Below are 23,979 nucleotides of genomic sequence, written 5' to 3'. Positions count from 1 at the left end.
AAAGTTATTGGGCAGGAAGCTGCAGGGCCATGGCTTGGACGGAATTACGTATCAACAAGACATCGCCCACGAGGCTCGGCACGTTCCACGTCTTGTGGTCGAGGGCCGGCAACCGCAGCTGTTCGCGATACTCGCTCGGGTCTGCTGCGACGAGCAAGATATCGCCCATCTCCTCTTGGACGATCAAAGTGTCTCCGGCCAGAATGACTTGTCCCTGGCCCGATCGACTGCGCCGGGATTGCTCCCATAGTCGTCGCCCCGATTCCAACTCGATCGCTTGCAGAGCACCGTTGCTCAACGCGTAGGCGACACCATCGCGGGTCACTGCGTGATTGAATTTCGTTTTCAAAACGCGGCTGGAGTGCCACACGTCCTCAGCGACAAAACCGTCCCCGGATTCGCTGCGTTGGACTTCGATCAAGGCGCTGCCTCCGCCATACCCCTTGCCGATCAAGAACCGATTCTCACCGGCGGGGACGACTGCGGAACAGTTCGCAGCCCCGTTGCTTTGGCCCGACCACTTGGTCTGCCAAAGCTGCGCACCGGAGTCGATTGCATGCCCTGAGATAGTCTTCTCGTTGACAATCACAATCTGTCGCTGGCCCGCCAGCGTGAGGAGCTGGGGCGAGGCATAGCTGATTTGATCATCGCCTGCTGTCCACCGGACTTCACCATCCTCGGCACTGAGCGCGACGAGCGACCGGCCATCACGATCCGAGTCCGCCCCGAACGGGACGACGCACAGCCCATCAACGAGGAGGGGCGATCCGCTGCGTCCCCAAGTGATCGCGGACTCGGATTCGGCTTGGTCCCAATCGGCCAGTTCCAATAGGTCCACTTGCCAGATCACATCGCCACTCGCCAGGTCGAGGCACCACAGCATCCCTGTTGCACCCTGGGCATATACACGGCCGTCATCGATCGTCGGCGTCGACCGTGGCCCGGTCTCGCCCAGCGGATGGGTGTGCACTGCCTCATGATCAACGATCCACAGCAGTTCTCCATCGGATATCCGGTATGCAGTTACACACTCGCGCTCATCGCGCTGTTCGAGCGTCACCGCATACTCGCCCGAAATCGCGAACGACGACCAACCAGCACCGATGCCGATATTCCAGAGCGTCTCGACGTCACTGGGCGATTGCGGGATCGCAAACTTGCGATCGGCGACAATGCCAGTCCGGTGCTCGCCCAGAAACTGTGTCCAGCCTGCGAGGTCATCATCTCCGGTTGGTTCATCGGACGCGGCGGCAGGGTCCATCTCGCTGCGATCGGCCTGGTCCGTGATGGCTGGCGACTGCACGACCGATCGCTGCAGTTCAGGAACGTCACGCGACGTAAACCGCCACTCCAGTTGCGGGATCATCTCGCCTGAAAGTGTTCGAATCCGCACCAAGGAAACCAATAACACCGCGATCGCAAGGGTTGCCAGTGGTACGATCCACGGATGGCCGACCCGCCAGGCGGCGCGTTCCAGAAAGAACAGCGTCAGCCCCAACGAAATGATCGCAATGAGGACGCACAGGATAAAGGCGATCTGGTAGTCATAGTCAGGCGCAAAATACTGCACGACCGCGATCGCCAGGATCCCGGTGATGGCAGAAATCGCCGCTCGACGTAAGAATGGTTTCTGCCGCGGGCGGACCTCCGTCTCCGGCCGATCCGAAACGGAATCTCTCTCATTCGATTCGGTCATTTTTGTCACTGCATCCATATTCTTAGGCGCGCGAATGTCGATCGACCACGGATCCGATGATACCAAAACGCCCAACATTGCGACATTGGTGCGTCCGGGCGAATCGCTGGGCGATCAGGCATCGGCCGACCTGTGCACGGTCGCATTCATCTCGGACCTGCATCTGCTGAGTTCCCGCTGCAGCTATCCCGACCACCGGCTCGCGATTCGCCAAGCGATCGAGTCTGCGGACCTGTGCGTGTGGGGGGGCGATCTGTTCGATTTCTGTTGGTCCTGCAGGGGCGATGGCCCTACCTCCCGCAGACTCGCCATCGAATGGCTCGATGATTGGAAGCGTGAATTCCCCGAGAAGACTTTCGTTTATCTGACGGGCAATCACGATGCCCAGCCCGAATTCCAAGCGGCCCTGGCGGATTGGGCGGGAAACGCTCAACGGGCGTATCCCATCGCACAGAAACAACCCACACTCGCGATCGAACCGAGCGCAGTGTACGTGGGACTCGACGCCATTCGCATCGGGAACTGCCTGCTGGTCCACGGCGACGTGATCGAAGCGGGCGGGGTGCACGCAGGACTCGCCGACTATCGCTCACGATGGCAACATGAGCGCACCGGAAAGCCACAGCCACCCGCCATTCGCAATGGTTTGTACAACGTCGCCGTCAATGCGCGTTTGCATTTGGCAACAGCCGGCGTCGCCCATCGACGCAAAAATGTTTGTCTCCGCCTGCTGCACTGGATGCATCGCCAGCCCGATTGGGTGGGCGAGGGAGTGCACCGCATCGCTTTCGGCCACACCCACCGACGCCTGAGCGGGATCCGGATCGCAGGCTACGAGTTCTACAACGGAGGCGCGACAGTCAAACACGTGCCCTTCGCGCCGATCGTACTCGAAACCCGCGTTTGATGAATAAAATCGCGGCGAATCGATGGGCTGTCGATCGACGGAGCCGAGACGCGTGATCAATCAGACGCACAGTTTGCGACAGCTTTTCTGTCGCGGACGAGGCGACGAGCTGTCCCTTTGGCCACAAGTTTTCCTACGCCGACGGCGTTGAAGAAAATAGCCGGTGGTCGAGCGCAGCGAACACCACCGGAAACGCTGAGAAAAACGCGTGCCAACCCCGATTGGAGTTGAAGATCATTCACGATGAGGTCTGCGACCCACGTCGGAGTCGACGCTCCATCTTCAACGAACATCCGTAGGTGGCGCGGCGCTGACCTCATAGGCATCAAGTTAAGCAGTACTCGAGGAGGTTTGGGTCGGCGAGCAACTCCATTGTTCCTGGTTTTGCCTTGCGTTTGGTTCTTTGGCAACGACGTCGGACGCGGGAGATGAGACGATTGCGCCTCGACTCGCTGCTGAATCACCCCAGCTGGCTTGCCGATGCAACGGGCCTGATTGGATTTTGACGATTTTGACGAACGTTTCTTGGTGGCGATTGCCATATCGGAGTTCCTTGATTGAAGGGAAAGTGAATTCCTTCAATGAAAGCACTCAGAATGCGCCCCTGGTAGTTTTTTAGGCTAACTTGGGGACATACCAGGCATGGCTCCAGTATCCAATGCTCGTTCAAAAATGCGTCCCTGACGAACAAACGCTCGCCAGGGACCGACAACACCATTGGCGTACCGCTTTTGCAGGGAAACGCTGGCGACCGAGATATCCCTTGCCAAGCCAGCACCCCTGCAGAGCTCGGCTCCGTCTCTCCCGGCAGTGCCAGTCTAACATTGATAATCACATCCCACAAATAAATCCTTCGATACGGGAGCCATGCCTTGAAAACCTCGGGCGCACGCTTCCGTCGGATGAGCCCATTTTCCTCGCTGACCGGCGCGTTGATTTAGTCGGCGTTCTACCGGTAATGGTGAGCGCCAAGATGCCGTGACGCATCGGGTTACCAACCTAGCCATGCCCCATAACGGGGCCAAAGTAAGTGGCATTCACCGTCAGGCCCCGGGTAGCGCCGCCCACGCGTCTCGGCTCATTAAATCGACAGCCCGTCCAGGGTCAGGTCGTAGATCTCGTCGGCGTCGAGGACCGTATCATTGGCCTCAAACAGCTTGGCGATCGCTGCTTTGTGAGTCCGCATTTTCAGTCCTCCCACGCCGATCGGTCCATAGACCAACGGTGAGCTTTCGTCGTCCTCCCGCAGCCGCTTCGCCTTGTCAAACGAATCGACCCCGCCGATGCCAGCGGGCGGGACAGCGTTGAGATCGATCGCAACGCGCAGCCCCTCAAGGGCGTTGAGTTCGTCACTGGCCAACAGCTCCACGCCCGCCGCTCCACAGGCGATGATTGCATCGGCCCGACCGAGCAGCCGCATCTTCGCCTCTGGCGTCTCGGGCGCCGCCGCTTCCAAGCGGGGCTCTCCCTTGACGGATTTACCAAGCCCCGAGGTGATCTCGCCGCAGGCTTCCTCGGCTCGCTCGAGCGAACGGCTCGTCAGGATTACGTCGGCACCCTGCCGCGCCGCCATGTGCGCGACACGGCGGCCGACCGGGCCGGTACCTCCGAGTACGACGCAGGTGGCTTCGGGCAAGGAAATGTGTTTCGTCAGCGACGCGACCGCAGCGGCAGCCGTCGTGTTGCAGCCCGATGCGTCGAGCATTACCGAGACACGCACGGGTCCAAAAAATGCGTTCTGCACGGCAGCGAAAAGCTCCTCCGCCGCTCGCACATCAGTGCCCCCGACAAAGATCGCGGTGTTGGCGAGATCGTCACCGCCACGGGTAAACATCGCGCCATGTACCAACGACTCGACGCCGGAGGCCTCCACGTTGTCATACCGGAATAGATGGTCCACGCCCGCGTCAACGGCAACGACCGAGTCGAATGAACTCGGCTGGGAATCAACGTCGAACTGGAGCAAAATTTTCTGGGACATCACCGGTTTTCCTGCCTATCCGAACAAGGGGTCTGACCCTTTGATGGAATCATTTTGCAACGAACTCAGCGGCCTCGCCGCTGAGGGTCAGACATCCCGCAAGAAACTCACGCCAAGCCTAGAAGCCGCGGAAGGGGTGCTTCGCGTCGTCCTTCTTGGCCAACATGTCGTCGACACTTGGCTTGCTGCCCATCGCATTCTTGAGCGATTCCAGAGTGGCTTCGTAATTGTACTTGTAGATCTTCTCGTCATCTTCGGCGGCAGGGTGAATGAACACGCCGCAAACGCACACGAGATCTTCCGCGGCGTCTTTCGGGATAACCCCTTGGCTCACGGCATCAGCAACCGCTTGGGCGACAGCCGCTTGGGCGGGACCGAACATTTGCACGGCCTGCTTCATCCCCTTGATCGTCACCTTGGTGATCATGACGGTGGCTGGCTTAACAGCCACGTTGGGCTCCAGCACGGCCAACAGATTCGAGTGGCCTTCGCTTTGAGTAGCCAGCGCGTTTGCAAAGGCGGTCCCGACAGGACCGTTCTTGCTACCGATCATCAGGTCAATGTGAGCGACTTCGTTGCCGTCACCAACCAGGGCTTCTCCAATGTGAAAATGCATGACAGGATGTCTCCAAGTAAATGAGATGTTTGGGAAACGACCGGTGGGGAACCCGAGGTCCTTACCCCACACATGGAAATCCCAATCGAGCGGTGGGTGGGTCTTGCAAAGCAAAACGGTAACAAACCCGACCGGCCCCGCCAAGCAGGTCGCCCCGCAGCGGGGTAGAAATGCGGCTCAAGGCAGTGTTTTGCTGGTCGGATCCTCGGTTCGCTGGGCGGCCCAGTCCGCTGCGGCGTGCGGATTCCGGGTCGTCGGCATGGACTGCTTCGGTGACCTCGACACCCGCGCGGCATGCACCCATTTCCAAAAGATAACGAGTGCTGAACGAGCCGATCGACAACAACTCGTCCAATCCATCTCCCAACTCGCCGCCCGCCAACGGGCAGCCGTGATTGAAGTCGGTGGCCTGATGTCGGTCTCGCCGGGGCTAGATGAGCCCTTCCAACGGCACCCCGCCACTGCTCTCAGTCCGGCGCAGACTGAACTGGCGGAGCAGGCGCGGGATGCTGGATTTCGTGTCCCCGAAAGCGTCTCGGCCAACCTCGCTGCCCACGACAGCAACGGACGCTGGCTCGTCAAGGAGTCGCAAGCGACGGGCGGCCTCGGCGTGAGCTTCCGCGAGAGTTGGCATCATCGAGAGATCCCAGCGTCCGCCGTCCTACAGCGTTGGATTCCCGGTCGCGCCATGGGACTGGTGGCCCTGGCCGATGAGTGGGGCGTTTCCTTGCTTGGCATGACGCAGGCGATTTACCAACGCATCGGCGACCGCCCCTTCATCTATGCCGGCTCACGCACCACCGCTCCCAAGGACGCGGTGCCGTGGTCAGCAATGCATTCGCTCTGCGAGCAAATCAGCCGAACTCGCCGCTTACGGGGACTCTTCAATCTGGACTGGATCGTCGACCGGGAGAATCAGTGGTGGCTGCTCGAAATCAATGAACGCCCCAGTGCCTCATGCGAGGTGCTCGAGAAGTCGATGCAGCATACCCACCGCTGTCTGGACACGACCTCACTCATGCGTGGGCACCTCGCTGCGGTGCTGCCGCAGAGATTCCCGATCCCTTCCAGGTCCCACGCGTTCCCCAGCACGCCGCTTTCGCCAACCTCGTCTCATGTCAAACGGATCGTCTACAGCCGCTCAAGCGGGCAGGCGTATCTGACGGAACTGGCTCGTCAGAAAAGCGGATCTGGTGGGCTAGTTCGCGACGGCGACGTTCCCGTCCAATGGCAAATCGCCGACGTCCCCGCTGACGGTACTCCGGTGCAGCGAGGACAGCCGATTGCGACTCTACTAGTCGACGGCGTAGCCGATGCAGCTTCGCTGGCCCGCTGCGTTCGCCTCGGCCAACGCGAGATCCAAAAGTGTGTTCGCTCATAGTACCCCTCGCCGGTGATGCGGTTCAGACACCGAGAGCCAATACCTCATGAAACGAGGCACACGCGTGCAGTGCGTGTGCGTCCGTCAACTACCTCCGCGTGCAAAAGATCTCAGCGTCAGAGACGCCCGGTTCGATGCGCCTTCAGCCTGCCAACCCTCAACCGAAGCAGGACGCCCTCAACGCGGTGCATCCGTTGACATGGCAGTAGTATCGGGCAATCCACATTGCATCGGTCGATTGAACACCAGCCTGATTCGATAGCCGTCGCTCTCGGCGGCCGATGACGAACGCCCCGTTCCAGGTGTGGTTCCGCAGGACTTCTCAACCTGCAGAAGCGATTCACCTACCCTATCGAGACTGCTAAGCAACTCTGGAGTACTCGCTGCAAGTCCTCCCGAGAGCTAAGGACGGAAAGCTTTCGCCTGCGAGTCCCTTCTCTAAGACATTGGCACGTCACCTGCTTGCTTCTCATCCCCAACAAATCTTTTTTCCGCAGACCACACTGATGTCTCGGACAACATGCCAACAAGACTAAGGATGAAACGATGAAACGCATGCAAACCTTTCTCGCACCTCTCGCTCTGGCGGGCGTCTGCGCGTTCACGACGAACGCCACCTCGCAGGAGCCATCCCAAGAGACGCCTCAATCCTCCTCGACCACGACTGCTCGCACTGGCGACGGACTGCTGTCATTGCAGGCCGACATGCCGCAACAAACACATGCTGGTGAGTCTTTCGAGTACACCGTGACCGTGTCCAACAGCAGTGACAACATGACGCTCCACGACGTTGTGTTGAAACATCGCAAGGCGGAAGGCTTGACCGTCGAATCCGTCTCGAAGCAATCCAACGCGACGAACTCGTCTCAGTCAGAAGAAAACGGAAGTGACGAGCAGGAAAAGTCAGGCGATCAATCGCAGAAAGCCAAAGAATCTCAGAACGGCAAGAACAACAAACCAAAGCAGCTCAAGATTAGTGCTTTGAAACCGGGCGAGAGCCAAACGTTCGTGGTCAAAGCCACTGCCGACAAAGAGGGAGACCTCAAGAGCTGCCTCGAGATCGCCAGCTATACCCCTGCGGTCTGCTTGACGACGACGGTCGTCAAGCCCGAACTCGAGCTAACGAAAAAGGCGCCTAAAACGGCCGACCGCTGCAACGTGATCGAGATCGTTTACTCGATCAAGAATGGCGGCAGTGGTGACGTGGGTGCGATGACGATCTCCGACAAGCTCGGCAATGGACTCGAAACCATCGACGGCGAGAACTCTCTCAAGTTCGTTGTGGATGGGTTGAGTGCGGGTGACACCCGTTCGTTCAAGGCTCGCGTTTTTGCGACCAAAGCCGGTAGCTTCTCCAGCCGAGCGACTGCGAAAGCCACCGATAGCGATCTTCAATCCCGAAGTAAGAAGACGACTACGAAAGTCAGTGCGGCCGATCTTGCTGTCCGAATCAATGGCCCCAAGAAGATCCAAGGAGAGAAAACGGCTCAATTCACTGCTACGGTGAGGAACACTGGCAATGTGGATGCAACTGATGTCGACGTGACGGTGATGTGGCCCGAACAAGCCTCGCTCGCCAACCTCGGCGACGTCTCGAAGAAGAAAGCCTCCAAGCAGGGTGACGAATCCAAGTCCGACCAACAACAGCCTACACTCGCTAAGAGTGGTGACGGAAACTCGGCCGGCGACAGCGACAAGCAGGGATCTAACGAGGGAGACAACTCGAAGTCCAATGCTACCAAGATGGCGAAGCAGTCCTTCACCATCGATTCTCTCGCTGCAGGAGAAACGGCTCAGTTCCAGTACACGGTCCAACCGAATGACGTCGAGAAACTCGCGACCAAGGTAGAAGCGTTGTATATCTGCGATGTGGATGCTGCGACCGACCGGGAGCAGGCCAGTGCGAAAACGACCGCCGTTGCCATGGCATCGGTTGAGGTTGTGCGGTTGCCCGCCCTCCAAATCATGATCATTGATAGCGATGACCCCGTTGCCAACGGCGACGAAGTGACCTACACCGCCCGCGTTTGGAACGAAGGTGACGCTGCTGACAGCAATGTTCAGTTGGAGATGGAAATCCCCGATGGGCTCGAGTTCGTCAGTGCCAATGGCCCCACTGAGTTCAATCAGGATGGCGGAGTAGTCACTTTTGACGCCATCAAGTCCATGAAAGCTGGCCAACGGGAAGACTACAAGTTGGTCGCCAAAGCCAGTGGCTCGGGAAGTGTCAAAGTGAAAGCCAACCTCTCGAGTAAAACGCTCGACGAGTCCGTGAGTTCGGAAGAGCCCACTGAGTTGTTCAGCGAAGGGTCCGATGAGTAGTCATCGCCCCTCACCGGTCCGAGAAACACCTCTTCTCGCGACTGACTGAAAGATCGAGAGCCCGCTTGGTTTCAAGCGGGCTCTTTTCATGGATAGCGACTCTGCAGCGTGGCATCCGTCGGCAACATCGCACGTGCCGCATCAATGAACCGGAATGATAGTCGCGGAAATGTTTCGTGACCTTTTTGCTTAGTTTTTTCTTGCCCCAGCCACTTGCCTCCCCTACAAAGAGAGAAACGAACCCTCATTTTTGGGGACAGAAAAGTGACAAAGCTATCTTTGGATCAAGCCTTACTCACGATCGCTTCGCTAGTAGTCGTGGCGTCGTTTTTCTCCGCCAGCAATGGCTGTAGCCGTCATGGAGGCGTCGTTGGGGAATCCGACGAGTACAGCTACGACGACGTCGAAGCATTGATCCAAGCCGAAGACGAGGCTTCCGAGTCAGAGCGTGCGAGGAATGGGCGATGAATACCGCCCGCCACCGACCGACCGCCTTCACGCTGGTCGAGTTACTCGTTGTGATTGCCATCATCGGCGTCTTAGTCGGCTTGCTACTGCCGGCGGTTCAATCGGCCCGCGAAGCCGCCCGGCGGTTGAGCTGCAGCAACCAAGTCAAACAACTCGGTCTGGCGATCCACAGCTACCACGCCACCTACGGCCAATTACCGATGCACGGCACAGGGCCGACCAATGAGCGGTCCCGCTTGACCTCGGCAGCAGACAACAACGACGGAACCGGTTTCACCCGTTTGGAGTTGTCCTATCTCGTTGGATTGCTGCCGTTCATCGAACAGCAGCCATTATGGGAACAGATCAGCAATCCGATGGTGGAACCCGACGGTGATCTTTGGCCCGCGTTTGGGCCACGTCCGCTGGTCGTGAGATACCCACCGTGGCTGACGGAGATCCCCACGCTGCGATGCCCCAGCGATCCCGGAGTGGGGTTGCCAGCGCTGGGCCGCACTAACTACGCCGCCTGCACCGGTGACAGCTTCTACGATGCCGAGAATGGAGCGACGGTATGGCTCGGCCCCTCCTCAGGCGGCCGCTGGCAGTACCAGTCCAACGGGCAAGCGATGAGGCGCGTCCGCTGCGGCATGCGAGGTCTGTTCGTTCCGCGGCTCTCGACCCGCTTTCGCGATTGCCTCGATGGCCTCTCCAACACCATTGCGCTCGGCGAAGTCATGACCGGACTGAGCGATTCGAGTAACCGCACGATCGGAACGAGCGCGCCATCGAAAGCCAGCAGCGGCAAGAGCGCGGCTCAATCGGTCGCGGATAATCCAAACCAGTGTCGAGACCTCGGCTTTTTTGCCCCCAGTCGCCCGAACTTCTGGGACCTGTCCGTTGTCACCACCTATGCACCGGTTTCTCAGCGAGGTTTTCGCTGGGCAGCATTCCACACCCTGCAATCGCAGTTCAATACGATTCGTGGACCGAACTCTCATATCTGTTTGGTCGGCAGTTCAGACACCTATGGGGTGGCCCCACCGAGCAGTCGCCATCCCGGCGGCGTGCACGTGCTGATGGCCGACGGTGCAGCGAGGTTCGTTACCGATTCGATTGACGCAGGTGACCCAAGTGTCCCGTGTGTCTACTGTGATTTACTCAGCGGCGGTGCCAACAGCCCCACCGTTGCTGGATCACCGAGCCCCTACGGATTGTGGGGTGCCCTGGGAACACGAGCTTCGCGTGATGCGACGGGGACGAATTTCTAGGAACCTATCCGAAACGGCCCAAAACAGTCACAATCTCGGGCTCGTCTTTCGCATTGTTTCCGATTCACCCGTTGACCCCCGCCGTGACCGCACCTCCCCCCAACGACGACCTGAACCCTGCCGCACGCAACGGTGAGGATGACTCCCCTGCTGACCCAACCGCCGCTCGCCGGCACTTCGTCCGCCAAGCGATCGACGCAGACCTGGAGGCGAAGCGATTTGATGCGGTACGCACTCGGTTTCCACCCGAACCGAATGGATACCTACACATTGGACACGCCAAAAGCATCTGTTTGAACTTTGGCCTGGCCAAAGAGCTCGGTGGTAGCTGCAACCTGCGTTTCGACGACACCAACCCTAGCAAAGAGGAAACAGAGTACGTCGAGTCGATCCAAGAGGATGTGCGGTGGCTCGGCTTTGAGTGGGACGAACTGCATTTCGCCAGCGATTATTTTGAGCAGCTCTACGCCTGGGCGGAAAAACTGGTTACCGACGGGAACGCCTACGTGTGCGACCTCACGGCGGAGCAAACCCGCGAATACCGTGGCACGCTCACCGAACCGGGACGAGACAGCCCCGGGCGGAGCAATACGCCCGCAGAAAACCTCGATTTGCTGCGGCGGATGAAGGCCGGCGAGTTCCAAGACGGCGAGAAAACACTCCGCGCCAAAATCGACATGGCGGCGCCCAATATCAATCTTCGTGACCCCGTCATGTACCGGATTGCGCATATCAACCACCATCGCACGGGCGATGCTTGGTGCATCTACCCGATGTACGACTGGGCGCACGGACAAAGCGATTCGATCGAGAAGATCACACATTCGATCTGCACACTCGAATTTGAACATCACCGGCCGCTGTACGATTGGTACTGCGATAAACTTGCCATCCACCATCCACGGCAAATTGAGTTTGCCCGCTTGAACATCACCTACACCGTGATGAGCAAACGCAAATTACTGCAACTCGTGCGTGAAAACTACGTATCGGGTTGGGACGACCCCCGCATGCCAACGCTGGTGGGGCTCCGCCGCAGAGGCTACACGCCCGAGTCGATCCGTGCCTTCTGCGCCGACATTGGCGTCGCGAAATTCAACAGCACGATCGACGTCGTTCGACTCGAGAATGCCGTCCGCGAGCACCTCAATGAAGTCGCCCCCCGGCGGATGGCGGTACTCGACCCCGTCAAACTCACGATCACGAACTGGGCCGAGCACGGCTCGGACGTCGAGATGATGGCGGCGGTCAATAACCCGGGCGATGAATCGGCCGGCAGCCGCGAGATTCCGTTCTCGGGCAGCCTATGGATCGAGCGAGACGATTTCAAAGAAGAAGCCCCGCGGAAGTTCTTCCGACTTAAGAAAGGCGGCGCCGTGCGTTTAAGGGCCGGGTACATCGTGGACTGTCACGATGTCGTCAAAGACTCCGCGGGAAACATCACCGAGATCCTGTGCACCTACGACCCGCAAACCAAGAGCGGCGAAGACAGCTCGGGGCGGAAGGTCAAAGGCACCATTCACTGGGTCAGCTGTGATCATGCAACCGAAGCCACTGTGCGAAACTACGACCGACTGTTCACAGCGGAAAACCCCGACAGTCCCGCTGAGGGGAAAACATTCCTGGACTACCTCAACCCGGATTCCCTCTCAACAACCACAGCGATGATCGAACCGGAACTGGCCGCTGCCGCGGCAGGCGACCGCGTCCAGTTCGAGCGGCTCGGATACTATGTCGTCGATGCGGATTCTCGCGACGATGCCTTGGTGTTCAACCGCATCGTGGGTCTGCGTGATACCTGGGCCAAGATTGCCAGCAAGAATCCTCCCAAAGGCAAAAAATGAGTATCTCCAAGCCACGATTTTCGCTACCAGTTGTCGCTGCCGAAGACTACCGCCATGCGGTGGCGGGCGAGCCCTGGGAGTTGTGTCCCGTCGCGATCACAGGTCCCATCGCATACCGCAGTGCGCCACGCGACGACTCGGTCGAAGCGACTCGGCAGTTGGCGGAAACCTCGCTGCGCACGCCACTGGATTACCCTGACATCCGCAACGCGATTTTGGCTGGCGATCACGTCGCCCTGGCGGTTGACCCGAACGTCCCTCGCGTCGCCGAAGTCATCGCTGGTGTTTTACGGGTATTGGAGTCCTGCCAAGCCGGGCGAGTGAGTATCGTCCTTTGGCAGGAAGCTTCCGATGCCTGCTACCAAGCCTTGACCGAGAGATTTCAGACGGGCATTCCCAGCGACGCGATCTCCAAGGACTCTGAAACCGATCGCGGGGTGACCAGCGGCGGTCACGCGGCAGTTACCGTCACACGCCACCTGCCGCGTGACCGGCGCGAAATGAGATATGTCGCTGCCGACGCAGATGCCGAAGCCGTCTACCTGGCCCGCGATTTGGTCGACGCAGATTTCACGCTGCCTATCGTTGCCGCTCGGGCCTGCGATGCCGCCGAGCGAATGGACAAGGCCAATGTCTTTCCCATGTTCGCTGACGCCTCCACGATGCAGCGATATCAGACGACAGTATCGCTCGAAGAGTCCGAACGGATGGCCCAGGAAGTCGGCTGGCTGCTCGGTGTGCAGTTGCTGGTGATGGTGTCGTCCAACGCTGCGGGCAGCGTGGCACGTATTTTGACCGGCACTCCCGACGCCATTCGTAGTGAACTCGACACGCTGCATGCCGATGAACGCGATCACATGGGCGAGCACGAAACCCGCCCTGTGGCCGAGATGGTTGTCGCCGCCCTCGACGGCGATACCAACGTACAGACCTGGGCCAACGTCGCTCGCGCCGCGATCGCGGCAAACCGGCACACCGAGGGCGATTCAGCCATTGTGGTCTGGTCGCAACTGCAAGAACCCCCCAGTGCAGTGTGGCAACACGAATTCAGCGACCGCCCTGGAAGCGAGGGACCGCTCAGCACCTCCAGCGACGATCCCGATCGCGAACCGGCAACCGAGATAACCGAGCCGGGTGCCGATTTCTCTGATTGGAGCACCGATCGCGCCTTGGCGCGGAAGCTCGCCGAATTGATTGCAGCGAATCGTGTTTTCCTGCACAGTCGACTCGCCGATGCGGACGTCGAAGCACTCGGGATCGGCATCATCAGCTCCGTGGAGGAACTGCACCGACTCGGTCAAACCTGCCAAGCCGCAGGGATGCTCCGCGCCGCTCATTACCAGGCCGCATGCATCGCTCGAACGGAAACCGCGAGCGAGGGATCCTGAACATGCCCTCTTCTGATAACCCATCGGGGCAGCGAATCGAGCAGGCGTTCGCATACTGCCCCCGCTGCGGAACGCCCAATGCAACGCCTGGATCGATCCCATTTCAGTGCGGCGACTGTGGTCTGGCGATCTACTTCGGACCCGTCGCGGCGGTGGGCGGACTCGTGGTCGACGAACAGAACCGCCTGCTACTCGTACGTCGTGCGCGCGATCCAGGCAAACATCAATGGGGTTTACCCGGCGGGTTTGTCGACCGCGGAGAGACAGCCTACGAGGCGCTCGCGCGTGAAATTCAAGAGGAAACACAACTCATCCTGTGTCACCACGAACTGCTGACGACCGGCCCCAACCTCTATACTCATACCGGAGCAACCGCCGACGTGCTGGACATGTTCTTCGTCTGCCGCGTTGTCGCCACGCACCCTGTGGAACTCGCCGCAAGCGAACTGTGTGAATATCGCTGGTGCGTCCCTGACGAGGAAATTCTCGGCAACATGGCATTTCCATCCAACCGGATCGCCGTGGAGCTGTGGTTGTCGCGGCGGGTCTCCGACGGCGGGGCTCCCGCAGTGCCGGAAAAGCAGTAAGCACCGCCAGCGCGTGTCATTCAAATTCCCCGGCCAATTCTTGCTTTCCGCTCAGGATGACACCATGATAGCACTCTTGAATTTTACCTTCGTAGCCGCATTCCTCTCAGGAAAACTCACATGAAGAACATGACTCTCGGACTCGTCGTCCTCTCGCTGGTGACGCATTCCGCGTTCGCATTCGCAGAAGAATCGAAACCGTCCGACTCGAAGTCCCCACGCGGGGAGTGGCAAACGCTATTCGATGGCTCGTCGCTCGATGCGTGGCGGGAATACGGGCACCCGTCGGTCACCACGGGTTGGAAGATTGACGGCGACAACTTGGTCTGCATCGCCAAGAAGGACCAAGGGGAGGGAGCCCGCAATGAAAACCTCATCACGAAGGAAAAGTTTGGCGCCTTCGTACTCGAACTGGAGTTCAAAGTCACTCCCGCAGCCAACAGCGGTGTCCTCTTTCACGTGCTCGAGACTGACAAGCCTCCTTACTACACGGGTCCCGAATTTCAGATTCAAGATCATGTTGGCGGTCACGATCCCCAAAAATGTGGTTGGCTGTACCAACTCTACGCTGCGGACACCGATGCGGCGAAACCAGCCGGTCAGTGGAATAAGTTAAAGATCAGGATCACACCTAAAAAGTCCGTCAGCCACCTTAACGGCGTGAAATACGCCGAGTTCGTCAAAGGCAGCGACGATTGGAATGAACGCGTTGCCAAAAGCAAATTCGGGAAATGGGAGGGGTTCGGCGAAGCCGACTCCGGATACATCTGCCTGCAAGATCACAACGACGAAGTCGCGTTTCGAAACATTCGCGTCCGCCGTCTGGATTGATTTCGCCGAGACTCGCGTGACAGTGTACCCGGCGCGTTCGCGATTAGATCAGCTCTCTTCGCGAAGCGCTTCTTGACGCGCCCGATCGCTTTCCGCGTCCATCTCGAGGAACTCTTCGTCGGTGATTTCAGGTGCGGGATTGACGGTAGCCTCACTACCCGACCCGCAACCCGGGAGGGTAAGAAGTGCGAGCAGGAGCATGGGAACAAATAGGAAAATCTTCATGGTTTTGATTCGTGGTCAGAGGAAAAGGTCAATCGCGGTTTCGCGGTAACCAAGGGCGTAAGAAGAGGAGCAAGCAGGGCACCGTCGCACCTGGCGGGATGCCGTTTCAATGTGTCTTCGTCGTTCGAGGCAGAAGCCCGGAGAGTCCGGGCTGTCGATTGGATTGACGCTGTTGCCAACATCGTAGTGAGCCGAGTACGGTAACGGCGCCAGGCAGCGCAGCCATCCGGGCCGCTTACGTATCTCAGCTCACTCAGTCGACAATCGGTTAATCGTTGAGCGATACGGTTTCGCGGCCGCTGATGCTGCCCGCGGCGCCCCAGACGCCGTAATTGCTGGCAGAACCCGCTGGCGGAGCAGTGGGCGCGGTAGTTCCAATCGGTCCCGTGTTGGTGTTACCGGTATCAACGCTCTCAGTGATGAACTGCACCGAGCCATCGCCCATCAACACGTGGCAGCCGCCTTGGTGCCGGCTCCCGGCGGAGAAGACGCCTCCGAGACCATTGGCGTCGCCGCCCCCGCGGACAGCGTTTGCGGAGTTGGGCGGGAAAGTTTCCCCCATGCCGCTCATCATAGGCTCACCCTGAGCCCAGTTAGAGCCGCGGAAACGGTTTTTCGCCGAACTTGTGTCTACTGCCAACGTCACATCGGGCCGGTAGAACAGAGGCCGCTCGGGATCACGGGCGAATTCGAGAATTTCAGCTCTGGGTTGATCCCGCATTGTGTTCCCACTGCCATTGCGAACCAAAACATCACCGGCCAGTTCGCGGTTCCCGCTGCTGCGTTGGATCTCGCCCATCATGATGGAATTACTCAAACCATCGAGGCAATCGCGGAATCGTGTGACAAATCGATCCTTGAACATCCCTCGATGCTGGCCAATGTTGACTGGGTTGCCCGCATTGTTTCGTGCATTGTTGCAGTTCCAGAACGAGTCTCCGAAGCTGAATCCATAGTTCAGTTGACCGAAAGCAACCTGGCCGTTGGGGGCGATATCGGAGGGACAGAGCAGCGTTTGAATCTGAGTTCGCCATGGTTCGTAGCCGGCGTGGTACGCCGCGGGTCCCATCGCTGGCCAAAGCGTGCCATCGGAACCTTGGTAGGGGTTCGAGATCTGCTGCCAAACCGCTTGCTGTTCAAAGAATGGAGTCAGCCCGACCATCGCCGACAGGCGATCCCTGTTGGTCGTCAATGCGCTCGATGTGGGTTCGCCCGTACCCCCGCCCTGTTGAGGCAGTTGATCGTACGTGGAATGGTAGTTGTGCAGGGCCAATCCCAACTGTTTGAAATTATTGGAGCAGGACATCCGCCGGGCTGCTTCCCGAGCTGCTTGTACAGCGGGCAGCAATAGCCCGACCAAGACCCCAATAATGGCGATCACCACCAGCAGTTCCACCAATGTGAAACCGCTCGAGCGAGTTTTCCGTGTCAACATGGACATTCTCCGTTTTAAGAACAACTTCACCCCGATTTTAGGGTGCGTAAATTGGTATTGAAAAAATTGTCAAACCGAAGGGAGTCGATTCGAACGCAAGATCCTATCCAATCTGTAAGGAGGCGCCCATGCGAAATAGATGCATAATCTTCACAAATCGTTTTAGATTCTGCTGAATTCCTGAGCTTCGTCAGGCCCGGGATTCGCATAGGCTGGATCTTTGGCACGTATGAACACGTCACCATTATCGCGTACTCGAATGTCGAGCGGCACAATCGTCACGCCTTGCTCGTTAATCGTTTGAGCATTTTCGCTGAGATCGCGAGATTCAATGCCCTCGCGCGGCAGCGGGGGGACGTTGCCATTGAAAAATGCCGTACACCACCACTTGCCGTCCTTGGTTTGGAATGGCGTGCCATGACCGAGAAAGCGACCTGCGAACTGGCGTGGTCCATAGGGACCGGTGATGTCGTCGGCCACGCTGTAGTACAGATTGTACGATCCCTGGCGTCCTTGGTCGGTCGACCACGCTGTACCAAAGTGCACGTACTTGTCGCCGATTTTAATCATCGTCGCACCCTCATGCCCGATGCGACTGATAGGCTTGCCAGCGGGCGAGGGGCGGGTTCCCGCCGGGTCAATTCGCACCGGTTCCGCAGTATATTCATTGAGCCCTCGGCTCAGTGGAGCGACCAGCGTGTTCTGCCACAGCAGATAAACCGTTTCGTCGTCGTCGGTGAACAGGGACGGGTCGTGGCGTCGCCCCATGTTGGATTTCATCGGATGGGCCCACGGCCCGGCGAGTTCACTCTCCTCGCTCGTCGCGAGACTCGAGAGATAGGCCGGGCAGTGAACCAACGCCCAGCGATCTCCCATCCAATGGACCTCCGGAGCCCAAATTCGCTTAGCTTTCTTCGTCCGCTGGTTGGACGGATGCAGGTCATCGGTCGTAAAGACGGCGCCGAGCGACTCCCAGTCAATCAAGTCTTTGCTGCGATACACGCGAACCTGATTGCCAACGATGCTTTCGTTGCCCAGTCCAATGTTGTACGGATCCTTGGCTTCACGAGGGTCGTTCTCATTGGGCTGTGTCCCGGTCAGGTAGTAATAGTCGTCCGGGCCGAGCGTGATGTAGGGATCTCGGATCCATCCCGACTTGATGTACAAGGCGCGGTCGTGGCTTTTGAGCCCGCGACGAATCGTATCGCCGTCCATCACGGGCCCTGGCGTGCGATCGCTGGGCTCTTGCACGAATGCTGGATTGAAACGATCGCCATCATTGGCGACGGGTGGGTTGGACGCGTCCTCGGTTTTTGCCTTGACAGAATGCGCTAACACCTTGCCCCGGAACGCGTTGGGCGACTGGTAATCGCCTGCTGCGGATTGATCGTCCCAACCGACACTGAGCCCGTCGATGGGTTGGGCAGGGATCAAACCAGGTGACGGCGCCGTGATCGGCTCGCCACCATTGACCGCGAGAGTCATTGCATAGGCTGTCAAAGTCGCATCCAGCTTCACGCGTCCCTTGACTTGGATTTCGGACATCAGTCGCTGAACCTGGCCATCGATACGAACGTCGAAGGCGGGGTGTCCGTCGACGAAATGAATCGCGTATCCGTGCTGGTTACCACCTTGGGCCATCACGACGCCAGCGGGTGCGGCACTCCGCACCTCGGCGTGCAGCTCCAAGACACATTGGGCAATCTGGGGGAACTCGATCGCTTGCGTCGATGCCGCCTGTTTGGACTGGTCGTAATCCGCCCACGTCACGCCCACCCGGGTCGCCCACTCTTCCCAGGCGTCGATCATGGCTTCCAATCGCTCGGGTTCACGCTCGGCCAGGTCGGTTGTTTCACAGCGATCTTCGGCGAGATTGTAGAGTTCCCATGTGAGCTCCTCAGGCATGCGTTTGCTGTACACGATCTTCCAATCGCCATCGCGAAGTGCATGGGCGGCCTGATGGTCAAATCCGATGGTCCGCTGAGGCAATTTCTCGCCCCGCATCGCCGGCAGCAAGCTGGTCCCCTCACGGGGCTGGATTTCATTCCCGTTGTACCGTGCCGGATACTCCGCACCTGCGGCGTCCATCAGCGTCGGTAGCACATCCATCATGTGTGCCGGTTGACGAACCCAATCGTTTCGCTTGCCAATACCGGCGGGCCAGTGGGCGATGAACGGAGTACTGATGCCGCCTTCGTGGGTGAAGTGTTTGTACATTCGCAGCGGCGTGTTGCCCAGGTTTGCCCAGCCACTGCCGTAGGATTGGTGAGTCCCGCGGCCGCCGATTTCACGCAGTTCCTCGCCGGTTCGCAAAATCGTTTCTCCACGCCGGGAAACGCCGTCAAAACCGAATGGCCCCCACTCATAGCATGCGCCGTTGTCACTCAGAAACAGGATCAGCGTATTGTCGAGTTCACCGGTTTGCTTCAGGTGATCGACCATTCGGCCGACACCCGTATCGACGCCCTCGACCATCGCGGCGAAGACCGCCATGCGGCGAGCCAAGTCGGCTTGGCGATCGGCGTCGAGGGAGTCCCAAGCCGGGTTCTGCTCACCGGGGAAACCATTCGCGATGTCGTCGCGATCGACCGGTACGATCGATCGCGGCGGCAACGTCCAGCTCTCCCCGTCGACAATCCCCAATTTCTGCATGCGTTCATACCGTTCTTCGCGGAGAACATCCCAGCCACGCTGGTAAATCGCATCGTACTTGTCCGCTCGCTCAGGGGGCGACTGGACCGGGAAATGCGGCGAGGAGTGCCCGAGGAATAGGAACCAAGGTCTATCAGATTCCTGCCCCTGGCGAATGAACTCCAACGCGTACTCGTTGAAAACATCCGTGGCGTAGTACTGATCAGCCGACGGATCGATCTCCTTTGTCTTCCCAGCGGGCAAACGAATGTAATAGTCGGCGTCGTATTGATCGTGTGAATGACCCTCTGTGTAACCATAGAACTCATCAAACCCACGTTGAATCGGACCGGTCTCGGGATGCAGGTGCCACTTGCCGACGTAATAGCATCCATAGCCTGCGGGCTTGAGAACCTCAGCCATCGTGACGCAATCCTCTCGCAGACGGCCGAGATACCCGGCCCCTCGGTTCTTGTCAGGTCGGTTCGTGGTGAAATCACCGATACCGGCCTGCGTGGGATAGAGACCTGTCATCAGCGACGCGCGGCTGGGGCAACATCGGGCTGAGTTATAAACCTGAGTGAACTTCGCCCCACCCGCAGCCAGGGAATCAATGTGGGGCGTGTCGATCTCACCACCGTAGCACCCCAAATCCGAGTAGCCCAGATCGTCAGCCAAAACCACGATGATATTCGGTTGCCCGGTAGCCGCAGTTGCATGGGCGGACTGGAGCAACAAGGGCGTGATCGCGAGCAGTGCAGCCAGCCAAACAAGCGGACGAAGAAAACGATGATTCATGTTGTGATACAAAAGTTTAGAAAGTAAGACAGGCGTTCCGTCTGCCTCGGCGTGGAAGTAAAGATGTGGGCCGTTTTCGCTTAGTCGTGTTGAATCTGCTGGCAGCAATTCCTTCCTCACTGACCGTCAGATCCCGACTGTGTCATTCGGGCGATTGGTCGTCAATTCCGGAACAACCGATCATCGGAACCCATGGCGAGGTTGGTATCGTCCGCGGACAATTTCACTGCTAACTCGCCGCGTTGCAGCCCGAAACTGGCGAGCCCTATTCCCACTGAACGAGGCAGGAGTTGGTCGCGCAGGAGTTCGGCGGTTCACGCAGCAGCGATGCCTTTTCCTAGGTATTCATACGGACGCCAGCGTTGAATTGCGACGGAAACCGTTGCGTTTCCATTGCTCACGGGCGATCCCCACTGCGAGGCGTCACCCTCCCTAGACGGGACTGACGGATGAATCTAACCCCTTTGGCCTCGCCCGTCCAACAGGCTAGCATAATTCGCCCGACACCTGGGACGCTCCTCGGGGTTAAAACGCGAAACACGGTACCTAAGCACATTTCACCAGTTACTGCGGCGGTTCGCCGGACGACGCAGGCGGCCGCCCTGGCTGGGAACCACGCCTGACGAAGACAGACTCCATCCTTCTCTTCTTTCAATTCACCGGATGCCATGAAATCGTCTCGATTGATTCGCACGATGCTGGGAACCTTTGCGATCACCTTGATCGCCCAGACGGGATTCGCGCAGCGCATTCCTTTCTCTGGAAATCGATTTGATACAGCCCCCATCCTCTCCGAAGAAGGATTCTTGTTCGTCGATGGACAGTACCTTGCGCCGCCTTACAAGATTGAGCTGAACGAGGACGAAATCAGCATCAACGGGCGCGCGTTCACCGCCGATGCCTTCGACCTGTCCTCCGGCCACGATCGCGGCAACTGGAACCGCTCTGGAGCCAGTTTCGGACGGCGCGGCGGAGGGCCGAGGCCGGCCGAAGGCGGATGGTCTTCAGGCAATAGGGGCAACAGGAACTCGCCAGGCAGTACTACTCCGGCAAACAGGCAGGCCGACAATGAGAGAGCCGGGAGCGCCGCGAACGCGTTCGCACTGCGACAGTTCCATCAACAATTCGATCTGCTCCATCAAGGTGTGCTGATGATCCTTCGCTCGGGTGCCAAACCAATGAGGCTGGGGTCAATGGACGATAGCCACACACTGCTCAAGCAACTGGTGGCACTGTCGGAGCGCCCAACATCGGTGGCGGAAATCCCCTACACAGTTTACGGTATGGAGGATCGCGAAACGTGGCGTCTATTGGTTGAGCAATTTCAGCCGACAGCTGTCTTTGTTGAACGTGCGTCACAGCATATCGATGAATACACGCAAGCTGTTAATCAAATTGATGCGCAGGTTGCGTCCGTCCAATGGAACGAATCGATAAGCTACCCGCTAACGATGGTGGCACTCATCTTGGTCGTTGTTGGCTTAGGCCACTTGATGGCTAGCGCGCATACGATCTTTTCTGTTGCGATCGACCGGCAAGAGACGAGCGAACTTTCTAAGAATGTGGTGTGGTTGCTCGTCATCATGGCGTCGATGTCGATGATCGATCTGGTCTGGACCGTGATGGCGCACAGCGCCGGGTCGATGCGAGAACTCAATCCGCTGGGTAGCAAGTTGATCGATGACACGTCGCAATTGATCGCATTCAAACTGATTGTCACCGGTGTGTCGATCAGTTTGTTCTTTTGGTTGCGACGTTTGCCGCTGACACGAAAAGCGACGTGGTGGTGTTGTCTCACAATGACGCTACTGACCGTCCGCTGGCTTTCTTTTCATTCGATGCTGGTGTAGCGAGAACACGCTGGACTCTTGGGACTGACCGCACACGCGGGTGTCGTGATGCGTTACTCTACAGACGGAGTGGCTGCCCTGTTCTTTCTGGCGCACGCCCCCGTGTCATGATGCCGTCCCAGGAGAGCCCAGCATGAATCGATTCATTCCATCGCCACCAACCCATCCGACGCAATCCAGTGGGTGCCCTGCGGCGGTCCTCGGTCGCTGGCAAGCGAAACACGCCACCTTTGCGGTGGCCGTCTTGATGCTACTGAGCTACCAGATCAGTACCTCGAATTCACTGCATGCCGAGGTCAAGGAGCGTCCGAATTTCGTGATTATCTTCACCGATGACCAGGGCTACGGAGATTTGGGATGCTTTGGCTCGACCAAGATCGAAACGCCCCGCATCGATCAAATGGCGACTGAGGGGCGACGCTTCACCAGCTTCATGGTCGCCTCACCCGTCTGTACCCCTTCGCGAGCTGCTCTGATGACGGGCTGCTACCCGAAACGGGTCGGCCTGCATCGCCATGTCCTGTTCCCCCAATCTAAAATCGGCCTGAACCCCGATGAGGTCACCGTCGCCGATCACCTCAAGGGATTGGGCTATGCAACAGCCTGCTATGGAAAGTGGCATCTCGGTCATCATCCGGAAACGCTGCCACGCCAAAATGGTTTCGATGAATACTTTGGCATCCCCTACTCCAACGACATGAACCATCCTGACAACAAACGCAAACCGCGGATGTCCTCAGACGAGTTGTGGCTCGATCCGGCAACAACGCTCACGCACTGGAAGGCACCACTGATCGAGAACGAGACGATTGTTGAGCTACCGGCAGACCAGCGCACGATCACGCGGCGCTATACCGACCACGCCGTCGAGTTTATCACGGACCACCAGGACGAACCTTTCTTTGTCTACTTGGCACACTCGATGCCCCACATTCCGTTGTACGTCCCCGAAGATGCCTATGATCCCGACCCCAAAAATGCCTACACCTGCGTGATCGAGCATATCGACAGCGAAGTGGGGCGGGTGATGGATACGATTAAAGAACTCGATCTCGCCGAGAACACCATCGTCATCTACACATCGGACAACGGACCGTGGTTGCAATTTAAGAATCATGGAGGCTCGGCTGGGCCTCTGCGTGCCGGCAAGGGCACGACGTTTGAAGGCGGCCAGCGTGTCCCCTGTGTGATGTGGGGTCCAGGGCGCATTCCCGCCAACACGCAGTGCGATGAATTGATGGGAACGATCGACATCCTGCCAACCATCGCCTCACTGACAAACTCGATGCTTTCACCGGACCAGAAAATTGATGGCATGGACCTCTCCGGGTTGGTCACCGGTGAGGCAACGCAGTCACCGCGGCGTGAATTTGTGCACTACACCTCGCATGGCAAAATCGAAGGAATTCGGCAGGGCGACTGGAAGCTCCTGGCCAAGCAACCGGCGAAGAAACAGACGTCGAATTCCTCCAATTCGACCGCCCCAGCTCCGAAATTTTCCCTATTCGACTTGGCCAATGACCTCGGCGAGCAGAACAATCTTGCCAAAAAACACCCCGACATCGTTGAAAAGCTGCATCAGCGGATGCTCGAAATCGATGCGGAAATCGAAGCAGAGGCCCGGCTCCCTTGGGAGAAAACGGGACAATCAGGAAAAGTCTCGGATCCGAAAAAGGACGCAAATTGACCTTTCTTTATCGAGCGATTTTCCTATGATCGCGTTGACGCGGCCCGCCCGAAGAGGCGCGTCGTTGAAGTAAATCGTCATT

General features: G+C 58.4%; 17 protein-coding genes. 11 read left to right on the top strand and 6 right to left on the bottom strand.

The annotated features are described in order from the left end of the window. Positions 1-4 precede the first annotated feature (4 nt). Positions 5-1,696 carry an outer membrane protein assembly factor BamB family protein gene (locus tag CA85_RS05415; RefSeq protein ID WP_146390260.1) on the bottom strand — a complete coding sequence of 564 codons (1,692 nt, stop codon included), beginning with the start codon at positions 1,694-1,696 and terminating at the stop codon, positions 5-7. Positions 1,697-1,730: 34 nt separating this feature from the next. Between CA85_RS05415 and CA85_RS05410 the strand changes: the two genes are divergently transcribed. Beyond that, positions 1,731-2,603 (top strand): metallophosphoesterase, encoded by an 873-nt coding sequence (locus CA85_RS05410; protein ID WP_146390259.1) that lies wholly within the window; start codon positions 1,731-1,733, stop codon positions 2,601-2,603. Positions 2,604-3,684: 1,081 nt separating this feature from the next. Here CA85_RS05410 and CA85_RS05405 read toward each other — a convergent pair. After that, positions 3,685-4,584 (bottom strand): NADP-dependent methylenetetrahydromethanopterin/methylenetetrahydrofolate dehydrogenase, encoded by a 900-nt coding sequence (locus CA85_RS05405; RefSeq protein WP_146390258.1) that lies wholly within the window; start codon positions 4,582-4,584, stop codon positions 3,685-3,687. A gap of 118 nt (positions 4,585-4,702) precedes the next feature. Beyond that, positions 4,703-5,200: a formaldehyde-activating enzyme gene (gene fae, locus CA85_RS05400; protein ID WP_146390257.1), complete on the bottom strand. Its 498-nt coding sequence runs from the start codon at positions 5,198-5,200 to the stop codon at positions 4,703-4,705. 103 nt (positions 5,201-5,303) lie between these two features. On the opposite strand from fae, the gene CA85_RS05395 reads away from it, so the two are divergent. From CA85_RS05395 to CA85_RS05360, 8 genes are all read left to right on the top strand, one after another. Next, a complete protein-coding gene (locus tag CA85_RS05395) occupies positions 5,304-6,581 on the top strand; it encodes an ATP-grasp domain-containing protein (protein WP_186774758.1) in 1,278 nt (425 codons plus the stop codon). Positions 6,582-7,127: 546 nt separating this feature from the next. Then, on the top strand, positions 7,128-8,903 hold the full coding sequence (locus tag CA85_RS05390; protein ID WP_246112529.1) for a DUF11 domain-containing protein: 1,776 nt from the start codon (positions 7,128-7,130) through the stop codon (positions 8,901-8,903). Positions 8,904-9,167: 264 nt separating this feature from the next. Further along, positions 9,168-9,371 (top strand): hypothetical protein, encoded by a 204-nt coding sequence (locus CA85_RS05385; protein ID WP_146390255.1) that lies wholly within the window; start codon positions 9,168-9,170, stop codon positions 9,369-9,371. Beyond that, complete coding sequence (locus CA85_RS05380; protein WP_146390254.1) at positions 9,368-10,621, top strand: DUF1559 domain-containing protein; 1,254 nt, start codon at positions 9,368-9,370, stop codon at positions 10,619-10,621. Before CA85_RS05385 ends, CA85_RS05380 begins: the two co-directional genes overlap by 4 nt. An 83-nt stretch (positions 10,622-10,704) precedes the next feature. Further along, positions 10,705-12,465, top strand: a complete 1,761-nt coding sequence (locus tag CA85_RS05375; protein ID WP_246112528.1) for a glutamine--tRNA ligase/YqeY domain fusion protein — start codon at positions 10,705-10,707, stop codon at positions 12,463-12,465. Further along, positions 12,462-13,853, top strand: coding sequence for a transcriptional regulator (locus tag CA85_RS05370; protein ID WP_146390253.1), 1,392 nt, complete (start codon positions 12,462-12,464; stop codon positions 13,851-13,853). Before CA85_RS05375 ends, CA85_RS05370 begins: the two co-directional genes overlap by 4 nt. A 2-nt stretch (positions 13,854-13,855) precedes the next feature. Further along, the gene (locus tag CA85_RS05365) at positions 13,856-14,440 is read left to right on the top strand and encodes an NUDIX hydrolase (protein WP_246112527.1); all 585 of its coding nucleotides are present in this window, start codon (positions 13,856-13,858) and stop codon (positions 14,438-14,440) included. A gap of 120 nt (positions 14,441-14,560) precedes the next feature. Beyond that, positions 14,561-15,271: a 3-keto-disaccharide hydrolase gene (locus tag CA85_RS05360; RefSeq protein WP_146390251.1), complete on the top strand. Its 711-nt coding sequence runs from the start codon at positions 14,561-14,563 to the stop codon at positions 15,269-15,271. A gap of 48 nt (positions 15,272-15,319) precedes the next feature. Here the strand turns inward: CA85_RS05360 and CA85_RS24740 are convergent, their stop codons facing one another. The 3 genes from CA85_RS24740 to CA85_RS05350 form a co-directional block, all read right to left on the bottom strand. Beyond that, positions 15,320-15,496, bottom strand: a complete 177-nt coding sequence (locus tag CA85_RS24740; protein ID WP_186774776.1) for a hypothetical protein — start codon at positions 15,494-15,496, stop codon at positions 15,320-15,322. 268 nt (positions 15,497-15,764) lie between these two features. Beyond that, positions 15,765-16,931, bottom strand: a complete 1,167-nt coding sequence (locus CA85_RS05355; RefSeq protein ID WP_391564840.1) for a DUF1559 domain-containing protein — start codon at positions 16,929-16,931, stop codon at positions 15,765-15,767. A 162-nt stretch (positions 16,932-17,093) separates the two neighbouring features. Beyond that, positions 17,094-20,360, bottom strand: coding sequence for a sulfatase-like hydrolase/transferase (locus CA85_RS05350; RefSeq protein ID WP_146390249.1), 3,267 nt, complete (start codon positions 20,358-20,360; stop codon positions 17,094-17,096). Positions 20,361-21,028: 668 nt separating this feature from the next. On the opposite strand from CA85_RS05350, the gene CA85_RS05345 reads away from it, so the two are divergent. Both CA85_RS05345 and CA85_RS05340 read left to right on the top strand, forming a co-directional pair. After that, positions 21,029-22,210, top strand: a complete 1,182-nt coding sequence (locus CA85_RS05345; RefSeq protein WP_146390248.1) for a DUF5658 family protein — start codon at positions 21,029-21,031, stop codon at positions 22,208-22,210. 133 nt (positions 22,211-22,343) lie between these two features. After that, positions 22,344-23,897, top strand: a complete 1,554-nt coding sequence (locus CA85_RS05340) for a sulfatase family protein (protein WP_391564839.1) — start codon at positions 22,344-22,346, stop codon at positions 23,895-23,897. Positions 23,898-23,979: the final 82 nt, after the last annotated feature.

The sequence above is a fragment of the Allorhodopirellula solitaria genome, from assembly GCF_007859855.1.
Taxonomy (GTDB): Bacteria; Planctomycetota; Planctomycetia; order Pirellulales; family Pirellulaceae; genus Rhodopirellula; species Rhodopirellula solitaria.
The sequence above is the reverse complement of the archived record's forward strand: the minus strand, read 5'-3'. Positions and strand labels throughout refer to the sequence as shown.

What these genes read in the sequence shown, in the direction of transcription:
- CA85_RS05415 (WP_146390260.1), bottom strand. Translation starts at nt 1,696, where the DNA reads ATGACCGAATCGAATGAGAGAGATTCCGTTTCGGATCGGCCGGAGACG.
- CA85_RS05410 (WP_146390259.1), top strand. Translation starts at nt 1,731, where the DNA reads ATGTCGATCGACCACGGATCCGATGATACCAAAACGCCCAACATTGCG.
- CA85_RS05405 (WP_146390258.1), bottom strand. Translation starts at nt 4,584, where the DNA reads ATGTCCCAGAAAATTTTGCTCCAGTTCGACGTTGATTCCCAGCCGAGT.
- fae (WP_146390257.1), bottom strand. Translation starts at nt 5,200, where the DNA reads ATGCATTTTCACATTGGAGAAGCCCTGGTTGGTGACGGCAACGAAGTC.
- CA85_RS05390 (WP_246112529.1), top strand. Translation starts at nt 7,128, where the DNA reads ATGAAACGCATGCAAACCTTTCTCGCACCTCTCGCTCTGGCGGGCGTC.
- CA85_RS05380 (WP_146390254.1), top strand. Translation starts at nt 9,368, where the DNA reads ATGAATACCGCCCGCCACCGACCGACCGCCTTCACGCTGGTCGAGTTA.
- CA85_RS05370 (WP_146390253.1), top strand. Translation starts at nt 12,462, where the DNA reads ATGAGTATCTCCAAGCCACGATTTTCGCTACCAGTTGTCGCTGCCGAA.
- CA85_RS05365 (WP_246112527.1), top strand. Translation starts at nt 13,856, where the DNA reads ATGCCCTCTTCTGATAACCCATCGGGGCAGCGAATCGAGCAGGCGTTC.
- CA85_RS05360 (WP_146390251.1), top strand. Translation starts at nt 14,561, where the DNA reads ATGAAGAACATGACTCTCGGACTCGTCGTCCTCTCGCTGGTGACGCAT.
- CA85_RS24740 (WP_186774776.1), bottom strand. Translation starts at nt 15,496, where the DNA reads ATGAAGATTTTCCTATTTGTTCCCATGCTCCTGCTCGCACTTCTTACC.
- CA85_RS05355 (WP_391564840.1), bottom strand. Translation starts at nt 16,931, where the DNA reads ATGTTGACACGGAAAACTCGCTCGAGCGGTTTCACATTGGTGGAACTG.
- CA85_RS05350 (WP_146390249.1), bottom strand. Translation starts at nt 20,360, where the DNA reads ATGAATCATCGTTTTCTTCGTCCGCTTGTTTGGCTGGCTGCACTGCTC.
- CA85_RS05345 (WP_146390248.1), top strand. Translation starts at nt 21,029, where the DNA reads ATGAAATCGTCTCGATTGATTCGCACGATGCTGGGAACCTTTGCGATC.
- CA85_RS05340 (WP_391564839.1), top strand. Translation starts at nt 22,344, where the DNA reads ATGAATCGATTCATTCCATCGCCACCAACCCATCCGACGCAATCCAGT.